Here is a 6,515-nt window from a genome sequence, read left to right on the forward strand (position 1 = left end):
GCGGCGCGCTCGTGCGGGCGCGCGCGCGCGCGGTCTCGGGGGCGCCCGCGCGCGCGCCCCCCCCGCGCCCGCCGTCACACCCCCCCCTCGCCATCGGTCATCAGCAGCAGCGGCGACCGGACGCCGCTCTCCCGCTGCGCCGCACCCAGGGCTGCGACGGCCGAGTGCAGCGCGGCGGGGTCGGCGGTGTTCTCGCCGAAGAAGATCACGCCGGCGGCGCGGCCCTCGCGCACCGCGTCCAGCAGCGCCTCGGGCGGGGTCGGCCCCGGGTAGGACCAGACGATCCGGCGGCCGGCCAGCTGCGCCGAGGTCGGCACCGCGGGCGCCGGGGCCGGTGCCGGGACGGCCCCGGGCTGCGGGGGCGGCGAGGCGGGGTCGGTGGTCGGCGGCACGCTCGCTCCCTGGGTGGTCGTCGGGGACGGGCCGCCCGACCCGCCCCGGGCGGCGCGCGCGCCGCTGGGGGCGGTGCCGCAGGCGGCGAGCAGCATCAGCAGGCAGACCACCAGGCACCGGGTGCGCAACGACACGGCGGCTCCTTCGCTCCGTCCGGACGGGCCTGGGCCAGGCTAAGCCCGGCCCGTCGGGTGGCGGGGGCGCCGCGCAGGTCTCCCCCGGCGGCACCCCCGCACGGCCGAGCGCCGTGCGTCCGGCCGGGTCAGCGGGCGAGCAGGGCCGGCAGGTCGGCGACCGAGGGCAGCACATGGGTCGCGCCGTCGGCCCGCAGCCGGTCCTCGCCGTGGGCGCCGGTCAGCACGCCGGCCACCACCGGGGCGCCGGCCCGGGTGCCGGTGAGCATGTCGTACCCGGTGTCTCCGGCCACCGCGATCTGCCGGACGGACTCGGTGCCGGTGCGCAGCAGCGCGGTCAGCACCAGGTCGGGGTAGGGGCGGCCGCGGCCGGCCTCGGCGGGGCAGAGGGTGAGGTCGGCCAGGTCCCGCCAGCCGAGCGCGTCCAGGATGCGGTCCCGGGTGGCCCGGGAGAAGCCGGTGGTGAGGACGACGGTGCGGCCGGCGTCGCGCAGCGCGCGGATCGCGTCCTCGGCGCCGGGCAGGGCGGCGCAGTGCCCGGCGTCGACCAGGTCGTGGTAGGCCTGCTCGAAGGCGGCGTTGGCGCGCTGCGCGCGCTCCTCGTCGCCGAACAGGTGGCGGAAGACGGAGATCTTGGACTCGCCCATGGTGGCGCGGACGTGGGCGAGCATGCGCTCGTGCTCGCTGCCGGCGTCGTCGACGCCGAGGGTGCGGGCGGCGGCGCGGAAGGCCTGCTCGACCAGGCCGCCGTCGGCGACGGTGGTGCCGGCCATGTCGAGGACGACCAGGCGGATGTCGGTGCTCATAGCGGGGGTTCCTCGGGTTTCGGTGGTCAGAGGCCGGCGAGGTCGGCGGTGGTCTCGGCGATCGCCGGCGAGCAGGTCATGCCGCGGCCGCCGGGGCCGGTGACCAGCCAGACGCCGTCGCGCAGCCGTTCGCGGTGGACGACGCGGGTGGTGTCGGTGCACTGGGCGTACACGCCGGCCCAGCGGCGGCGGATCCGCGGCAGCGGGCGGTCGAGCAGCTCCTCGGCGACGGCGGCGAGGTGCTCGTACGGCTCCTCGACGACGTCGAAGCCGAACGGCTGGTCGTACTCGTGGGTGTCACCGATGGTCAGTCCGCCGTCGCGGCGCTGCACCATCAGCAGCTGCATCCGGTGCTCGGCGGCGACGGCGGGCTGCGGCCGGGCGGCGCGCAGCGCGTCGAGGGCGCTGCCGCCGTACGCGGGGTAGTAGCGGAAGCTGTCGCCGTCGGCGACCGAGGTGGTCAGCGGTCCGTCCAGCGGGTCGGTCTGCATCATCTGCAACCGGACGCGGCGGACGGGGAGTTCGGGGGCGAGCTCGCGGACGAGGCCGCCCAGCCAGGCGCCGGTGCAGAGCACCACGAGGTCGCCCTCGTGCAGCTGTCCGTGGTCGTCGCGGACGGCGTGCTCGCCGACCACCTCGCGGACCTCGCGGCCGGGCAGGAAGGTGTAGCGGCCGGACGCCTCCAGGGCGGCGCGCAGCGCGGGCTGGGCGACCCGGGGCTCGACGGCGGCGTCCCGCTCGCAGTGCAGGGCGCCGAGGAAGCTGCCGCGCAGCGCCGGGTTGAGCGCCCTGGTCTCGGCGGCGTCCAGCAGCCGGTAGCCGCGCTCGGCGGCGTCGGGGAGCTTCACCGCCTGCTCGGCGACGGCGAGTTCGGCGTCGGTGCGGACGACGGTGAGCGACCCGTTGGGCCGGAACCACAGCCCGGGGACGCGCTCGCCGATGCGCTCCCACAGGTCGCGGGCGCGCAGGGCGGCGGCCAGCTCCTCGCCGGCCGCCCGCCCGCCGACCCAGACCAGGCCGAAGTTGCGGACGGAGGCGCCGCGGGCCTCGGTCTCGCGCTCCAGGTGGACGGCCTCGTGGCCGCGTTCGACGGCCTGCCAGGCGTGCATGGTGCCGAGCACGCCTGCTCCTACGACGATGACTCTCATGCGGACAGGCTGGGGCGGTGAGGTGTCCGCCGGTCGTCGCGCCGGCGGCCCGGAGATGAACCGGCCCGAAAAGTTGTACAGACAACCCTAGCGGGCGGCCTCCTCGACCCGGAGCCGGCCGTCGCGCACCTCGGCGATCCGGTCGGCGGCCGCCAGATGGGTGCGGTCGTGGGTGACCAGCACGGTCGCGGTGCCGCGCTCCCGGGTGAGCCCGGCGAGCAGGTCGACCACGGCCGCCCCGCGCTCGTGGTCGAGGGCGCTCGTGGGCTCGTCCACCAGCAGCACCCGCGGGTCGTTCATCAGCGCGCGGGCGATCGCGACCCGCTGGCGCTGGCCGCCGGAGAGCCGCCCGGGCCGGCGGCCGGCCTGCGCGGACAGGCCGACGGCGTCCAGCAGTTCCAGCGCGCGGGCGCGGGCCGCCCGGACCGGACGGCCGGCCAGGTGGGCCATCAGCTGGAGCTGCTCGACCGCGGTGAGCGAGGCCGGCAGGTTGGGCTGCTGGAAGACGATGCCGATCCGGTCGCGGCGCAGCGCGCTCAGTGCGGCCCGGCCCAGCCCGGCGGTGTCGGCGCCGTCGACCACCACCCGGCCGGAGTCCGGGGTGATCAGGGTGGCGGCGACCGCGAGCAGGCTGGACTTGCCGGAGCCGGACGGTCCGACGACGGCGGCCAGGCTGCCCGCGGGCACCTCCAGCGAGACCCGGTCGAGCGCGGTCAGGCGGCTCTCGCCGTCGGGGTAGGTCAGGGTGACGTCGTCGAGGACGAGGCTCATCGGGTGCTCCCCAGGGCGGTCAGCGGGTCGACGGAGGTGATCCGGCGGACGGACAGGGCCGCGCCGGCGGCGCCCAGCGCGGTCATCACCAGCGCGGGGACGAGCACGGTCGAGGCGTCCAGGACGAACGGGACGGTGCCGGAGACCAGTGCCCCGGCGGCGGCCGCGAGCGCGCTGCCGGCCGCGGTGCCGGCCACCAGCAGCAGCACCGCCTGGCCGAGGGCGTCCCGCAGCAGGTAGCCGGTGGAGGCGCCGAGCGCCTTGAGCACGGCGACGTCGCCGCTGCGCTGGATCGTCCAGACGGTGAAGAAGGCGCCCACCACCAGGGCGGAGATCGCGAACAGGAAGCCGCGCATCAGCTGCAGCGACCCGTTCTCCGAGGTGTAGGAGCCGATCGCGGCGAGCGCGCCCTCGCGGGTCACCGTCCGGGTCCCGAGCCGGGCGTCGGCCGCCCGCAGGTCGGCCCCGGGACGGGTGGTGAGCGCGACCACCGTCGCGCGGGTGCCGCCGCCGGCCGCGCCGGGCGCGATCTGCTGCCAGTCCCCGAGGCCGGTCCACACCACGGGGGTGTGGCTGTACGCGGCGTCGCCGGCCACCGCGGTGACGGCCAGCTCGCGCCCGCCCAGGGCGACCCGGTCGCCGGGGCCGGCTCCCAGGGCCTTCGCGGCGGCGGCCGAGAGCACCGCCGCGCCGTCCCGGACGGCCGCCGGGGCGAGCGGGGAGCCGGCCGCGACGCCGAACGCGGAGACCGCCGCGGTGCGGCCGCCGGAGCGGGCCCGGGTGGTGGCGACGCCGAGCGGCTCGGCAGCGGTGACGCCGGGGACCTGCGCCCACTGCCGCCAGGCGGACTCCGGCAGGACGGAGTCGCCGAAGGCGAGCTTCTGCCCGTCGGCCGGCGCGGCGAAGGCCAGGTGGTCGGCGGGCAGGCCGGTGACGGCGGAGACGTTCCCGCGGGCCAGGCCCGCGGTCAGGCCGGACAGCAGGCCCACCAGCACGGTGATCAGCACGACGACCGTGCCCATCAGGGCGAACCTCCCCTTCGCGAACCGAAGGTCTCTCCAGGCGACGAACACGGCGGCGTGCTCCTTCCGGTGCTCACGGGCCGCCGCCCTTCGGCGACCCGTGATCCACTCTCGCCGGGCGGCCTTGGCAACACATCGCGCCGCGGTTCGATCCTGTGGAATCGAAGGGAGGCACCAGGAATCAACCTTTTGATTGATCGCCGCGGCCGGGCCGCCCGGTACCGTGGAGAGACCATGAACCCCCGTGCCCTCACCCCCGCACTGCGCGTCGTCACCTGGTGCCTGCACCTGCTGGTCGCCGGGCTGCTGGCGCTGGCCGCGGCCCGGGCGCTCGCCGGCGGGCAGCCGCACGCCGCCGCGGCGGCCGCGGCGGCGGTGCTGACCGCGGCCGTGTACGCGGGCGGCCCGCTGCTGCCCGCGGTGGGCCGCCGCCCGGTCGCCACCGCGCTCTGGCTGGCCGCGCTGGGCGCCTGCTGGCTGGCGCTGGTCGCCGCCACCCGCGACGGCGTCTGGCTGGCCTTCCCGCTGTACTTCCTCCAGCTGCACCTGCTGCCGCGGCGGCCGGCGCTGGCCGCGGTCGGGGCCACGGCGCTCGCCGCGGCGGCCGGCTTCTGCGCGCACGAGGGCACCCTCGCGGTGGCCGCACTGATCGGCCCGCTGATCGGCGCGGCCGTGGCGGTCGCCACCGTGCTGGGCTACCAGGCGCTGTACCGGGAGAGCGAGGAGCGCCGCCGGCTGATCGACGAGCTGACCGCGGCCCGGGCCGACCTGGCGGCGGCGGACCACGCGGCGGGCGTGCTGGCCGAGCGCGAGCGGCTGTCCCGCGAGATCCACGACACGCTCGCCCAGGGGCTCTCCTCGATCCAGCTGCTGCTGCGGGCCGCGGAGCGGGCGCTGCCCGGCGACGTACCGGCGGCCGGGGCGCACGTGCGGCAGGCCCGCGAGGCGGCGCAGGACAACCTGGCGGAGGCCCGGCGGTTCGTCCGGGAGCTCGCCCCGCCGGTGCTGGACGGCGTCCCGCTGGCGGGCGCGCTGGAGCGGCTCTGCGCGACCGGCTCGGCCCGCGCCGGGGTGCCGGTGCACTTCACGCTCTCCGGGGAGCCTGCGGCGCTGCCCGCGCCGCAGGAGCTTGCGCTGGTGCGGGTCGCCCAGTCGGCGCTGGCCAACGCCGTGCAGCACGCCCGGCCGGGCCGGATCGAGGTGTCGCTCAGCTACATGGGCACGGCGGTGGCCCTGGACGTGGTCGACGACGGGACGGGCTTCGACCCGGCGGCGCTGCCCGCCCCGGGCGCCCCGGCCGGCCCCGCGGACGGCGGGTTCGGGCTGGCCGCGATGCGGGCCCGGATGGCGGCGCTCGGCGGCACGCTGAGCGTGGAGTCCGCCCCCGGCCAGGGCACCGCGGTGGCCGCCCAGCTGGCGCTGCCGGCGGCCCGGCGGCCCGCCCCGGCCGCGGTGGGGGCACCGTGAGCGGCCGGATCCGGGTACTGCTCGCCGACGACCACCCGGTGGTCCGGGCCGGGCTGCGCGCCGTGCTGGAGACCGAGGCCGACCTGGAGATCGCGGCCGAGGCGGCCACCGCGGAGGAGGCGGTGCGGCTCGCGGCCGGCGGCGGGATCGACGTGGTGCTGATGGACCTGCAGTTCGGGCCGGGGATGGGCGGCGCCGCGGCGACCGCGGAGATCACCGCCCGCCCCGGCGCACCGCGGGTGCTGATCGTGACCACGTACGACAGCGACGCCGACACCCTCGGCGCGATCGAGGCCGGGGCCACCGGCTACCTGCTGAAGGACGCGCCGCCCGCCGAGCTGGCCGCGGCCGTCCGGGAGGCCGCGGCCGGGCGCACGGCGCTGGCCCCGGCGGTGGCCGACCGGCTGCTCGACCGGATGCGCACCCCCGCGGTGGCGCTGAGCCTGCGCGAGGTGCAGGTGCTGGACCTGGTGGCGCAGGGGCTGGCCAACCTGGAGATCGCCCGGCGGCTGCACATCAGCCAGGCCACCGTGAAGTCCCATCTGGTGCACGTCTACGCGAAGCTCGGGGTGGACTCGCGCACCGCGGCGGTCGCCGCCGCCACGGGCCGGGGCCTGATCCGCCGCTGAGGGCCGCCGGGCCGCGCCCGCCGCCGTCCCGGGTCCGGACAGCCCCGCGGGGCGCCGCCCCGGGGGGGGGGGGCGCGCGGGGGGGGGGGGGGGGGGGGGGGCGGCGCCGCCCCCGCGCGGCGGGCCCCCCGCGCCCCGCGCGGCG

The 6,515-nt window shown here is 78.4% G+C and carries 7 protein-coding genes; 2 read left to right on the plus strand and 5 right to left on the minus strand.

Annotated elements, in window-relative coordinates; translation table 11 throughout:
- Positions 1-74: 74 nt before the first annotated feature.
- The 5 genes from ACFV0G_RS28075 to ACFV0G_RS28095 all read right to left on the minus strand — a co-directional run bounded on the left by ACFV0G_RS28075 (position 75) and on the right by ACFV0G_RS28095 (position 4,325).
- Positions 75-527, minus strand: a complete 453-nt coding sequence (locus ACFV0G_RS28075) for a hypothetical protein (protein WP_380553828.1) — start codon at positions 525-527, stop codon at positions 75-77.
- A gap of 128 nt (positions 528-655) precedes the next feature.
- A complete protein-coding gene (locus tag ACFV0G_RS28080; RefSeq protein ID WP_380553831.1) occupies positions 656-1,333 on the minus strand; it encodes a phosphonatase-like hydrolase in 678 nt (225 codons plus the stop codon).
- Positions 1,334-1,359: 26 nt separating this feature from the next.
- Positions 1,360-2,481, minus strand: a complete 1,122-nt coding sequence (locus ACFV0G_RS28085) for a TIGR03364 family FAD-dependent oxidoreductase (RefSeq protein ID WP_380553834.1) — start codon at positions 2,479-2,481, stop codon at positions 1,360-1,362.
- Between the two features lie 87 nt (positions 2,482-2,568).
- Entirely contained in the window at positions 2,569-3,252 is a 684-nt protein-coding gene (locus ACFV0G_RS28090) for an ABC transporter ATP-binding protein (protein WP_380553837.1), read from the minus strand.
- Positions 3,249-4,325 (minus strand): FtsX-like permease family protein, encoded by a 1,077-nt coding sequence (locus tag ACFV0G_RS28095; protein ID WP_380553840.1) that lies wholly within the window; start codon positions 4,323-4,325, stop codon positions 3,249-3,251. Before ACFV0G_RS28095 ends, ACFV0G_RS28090 begins: the two co-directional genes overlap by 4 nt.
- Before the next feature lie 183 nt (positions 4,326-4,508).
- Between ACFV0G_RS28095 and ACFV0G_RS28100 the strand changes: the two genes are divergently transcribed.
- A complete protein-coding gene (locus ACFV0G_RS28100; protein WP_380553843.1) occupies positions 4,509-5,741 on the plus strand; it encodes a sensor histidine kinase in 1,233 nt (410 codons plus the stop codon).
- A complete protein-coding gene (locus ACFV0G_RS28105) occupies positions 5,738-6,370 on the plus strand; it encodes a response regulator (protein WP_380553846.1) in 633 nt (210 codons plus the stop codon). Before ACFV0G_RS28100 ends, ACFV0G_RS28105 begins: the two co-directional genes overlap by 4 nt.
- The last annotated feature ends 145 nt before the right edge of the window (positions 6,371-6,515 follow it).

The sequence above is a fragment of the Kitasatospora sp. NPDC059571 genome (genome assembly GCF_042735675.1).
GTDB lineage: Bacteria > Actinomycetota > Actinomycetes > Streptomycetales > Streptomycetaceae > Kitasatospora.